Source organism: Caulobacter sp. B11 (assembly GCF_002737765.1).
In the GTDB taxonomy this organism is placed as follows: Bacteria; Pseudomonadota; Alphaproteobacteria; order Caulobacterales; family Caulobacteraceae; genus Caulobacter.
In genome coordinates this window covers 1-2,594 of sequence record NZ_PEGG01000349.1, presented here as the reverse complement: position 1 = coordinate 2,594, position 2,594 = coordinate 1, and the positions used below count along the sequence as shown (strand labels likewise).

At 68.9% G+C, this 2,594-nt stretch carries 4 protein-coding genes and 1 pseudogene; all 5 read left to right on the top strand.

What is annotated here, in order from left to right:
• Positions 1–771, top strand: a pseudogene (locus CSW58_RS12520) (type II secretion system F family protein); the annotation flags it as partial.
• A gap of 11 nt (positions 772–782) precedes the next feature.
• Positions 783–1,229 carry a type II secretion system major pseudopilin GspG gene (gene gspG / locus CSW58_RS12515; protein WP_099447508.1) on the top strand — a complete coding sequence of 149 codons (447 nt, stop codon included), beginning with the start codon at positions 783–785 and terminating at the stop codon, positions 1,227–1,229.
• A complete protein-coding gene (locus CSW58_RS12510; protein ID WP_236627818.1) occupies positions 1,213–1,701 on the top strand; it encodes a GspH/FimT family pseudopilin in 489 nt (162 codons plus the stop codon). Before gspG ends, CSW58_RS12510 begins: the two co-directional genes overlap by 17 nt.
• Positions 1,682–2,053, top strand: a complete 372-nt coding sequence (gene gspI / locus CSW58_RS12505; protein WP_099447506.1) for a type II secretion system minor pseudopilin GspI — start codon at positions 1,682–1,684, stop codon at positions 2,051–2,053. The genes CSW58_RS12510 and gspI overlap by 20 nt, the downstream gene beginning before the upstream one ends.
• A partial coding sequence (gene gspJ / locus CSW58_RS12500) for a type II secretion system minor pseudopilin GspJ (protein ID WP_099447505.1) occupies positions 2,050–2,594 on the top strand: 545 nt, incomplete at its 3' end. The genes gspI and gspJ, both read left to right, overlap by 4 nt.

Here is a 2,594-nt window from a genome sequence, read left to right as displayed (position 1 = left end):
GGACCGCCTGGCCGACCTGCTGGAGCAGCAGCAACAAGTCCGGGCCAAGATCACCACGGCCCTAGTCTATCCCATCGTCCTAGCCCTGGTCGCCTGTCTGGTGGTGACGGCCCTGATGATCTTCGTGATCCCCAAGGTGGTCGAGCAGTTCGACTCGATGGGCCAGACCCTGCCGCTGCTGACCCGGATCGTCATCGGCCTGTCGACAGGCCTGCAGACGTTCGGGTGGCTGATCGCCCTGATCGGCGTCATCGGCGTTTTGGCCTTCCTGCGGGGCCTGCGCGCGCCGGCCTTCAAGCTGACCGTCGACCGCACGCTGCTGCGCCTACCCCTGCTGGGCAAGCTGATCCGAGACGTCCACGCGGCGCGGCTGGCGCGAACCCTGGCCACCATGGTCGCCAGCGGCCTGCCCATGCTCGAGGGCCTGATCCTCACGGCCGGCACGGTGCGCAATTCCGTCCTGCGCGCGGCGATGGACGACATGATCGCCGCCATTCGCGAAGGCGGCGCGCTGTCGGTCGCCATGCGGCGGGTTGAGGTCTTTCCCCCCGTCCTCGTCTACATGACCGCCAGCGGCGAGAGCAGCGGCCGGGTCGAGACGATGCTGATGCGGGCCGCCGACTATCTGGAGCGGGAATTCGACACCTTCACCGCCATGCTCCTCAGCCTGCTGGAGCCGGCGATCATCGTCCTGCTGGCGGGGTGGTGGCGACGATCGTGCTTTCCATCCTGCTGCCCATCCTGCAGATCAACACCCTGGCCTTGAAATAGGAGGCGCAGCCATGCCCGCCCCGGAACACAACACGCGTCGCCGTCGGCAAGAGGCCGGCTTCACCCTGGTCGAGATGATGGTGGTCATCGTCATCCTGGGCCTGCTGGCCACCGTGGTGGCGATCAATGTCCTGCCCAGCCAGGACAAGGCCATGAAGGAAAAGGCCCGCGCCGACGTATCGGTCCTGGAGCAGGCGCTCGAGAGCTATCGCCTCGACATGTTCACCTTCCCGCCGACCGAGGCCGGGCTGCAGGCCCTGGTGGCGCCGCCGGCCGGAGTCCAGGCCGACCGCTATCGCGAGGGCGGCTATATCCGTCGCCTGCCCAAGGATCCGTGGGGCAATCCCTACCAGTACCGCGCCCCCGGAACCCGCGGCGCCGTCGATATCTTCTCGTTCGGCGCCGATGGCCGCGAGGGCGGCGAGGGCAAGGACGCCGACATTGGCAACTGGAGCTGAATCCAGCCGCCAGGCGGCTCGCCGCGTCGCACGGGCGGGCTTCACCCTCGTCGAACTCATGGTCGTGCTGGCGATCATGGGGCTGCTGGCGGGCGCGGTGATCCTGACCCTGCCGGACCGGCAGATCTCGCTGGCCCAGGAGAGCGAACGGTTCGCCGCGCGCCTGCTGCGGGCCCGCGAAGAGGCGCTGCTGGTCAATCGTCAGGTTCGGGTCAGGGTTTCGGCCGTCGACTACAGCTTCGATATCCGCGATGGGCGCGACTGGCGTCCCCTGGACGCCAAGCCCTTTGTCCCGACCGCCTGGACGGAAGAGACCCGCGTCTCGGTCGAGGGGGCGGAGCCTGCCGTCGTGTTCGAGCCGACCGGACAGGCCAGCGGGGCCGAATTCACCCTGCAGCGGCGCGCGGTCGCCTATGGGGTTAGCGTCGATATCGCTGGAAACGTGACGGTCCATGCCCCGCGCGCGCTCTGAGTCCGGCTTCACCCTGATCGAACTGCTGGTCGCGCTGGCGATCTTCAGCCTGGCCGTTCTGGCCCTGCTGAATCTGGCGGGCGAGAACACGCGGGCCGGAGGCCGATTGCAGGACAGGATCCTGGCCGAGGTGGTGCTGGACAACCGGGCCGTCGAGACCGTGACCAGCATGACGCCCCCGGCGCTGGGCCAGACCAACGGCCAGGAACAGGTGGCCGGACGGACCTGGATCTGGACGCGCCTGGTCAGTCGCACGGCCGATCCCGACATGCTTCGCATCGACATCGTCGTCATCGCGCCCCAGGTCCGCCAACCGGCCGCCCGGGTCACGCTGTTCAGGGCCTCGCGATGAAGGGCTTCACCCTGATCGAAATGATGGTGGCGTTGCTGATCTTCGCGTTGATCACCGCCGCCGGCGTGGCGGTGATGAGCACCACCCTGGCCAATCAGGGCGCGGTCCGCGTCAAGGTGGAACGCTATGCCGAGCTGCAGCGGACCCGCGCCGTCCTCAAGGCCGATCTGTCCCAGGCCGCCTCTCGGCGAACGCGCGGCGAGGACGGCCTGCCGGCCCTGACCGCCTTTTCCGGCCGTCCGCCCTACGAGCCCGACGGCCCCCTGCTGGTCCTGACTCGGCGCGGCTATGAGAACCCCGACCAGGCGCCCCGCGCCTCGATGCAATATGTTCAATACGCCCTGGTCGAAGGCCGCCTCGAGCGGCGCGCCCGGCCGGCCTTGGACGGCGCGCGCCTGGGGCCGGCCCAGGTGCTGCTGACCGGCGTCGAGAGCGCCCAGACGGCTTTCCTGTTCGACGGCGCCTGGCGGCCGACCTGGCAGGGCGGGGGGCAGACCGACATTCCCTCGGCGGTCAGGCTGAACCTGCGCCTGACCGATCT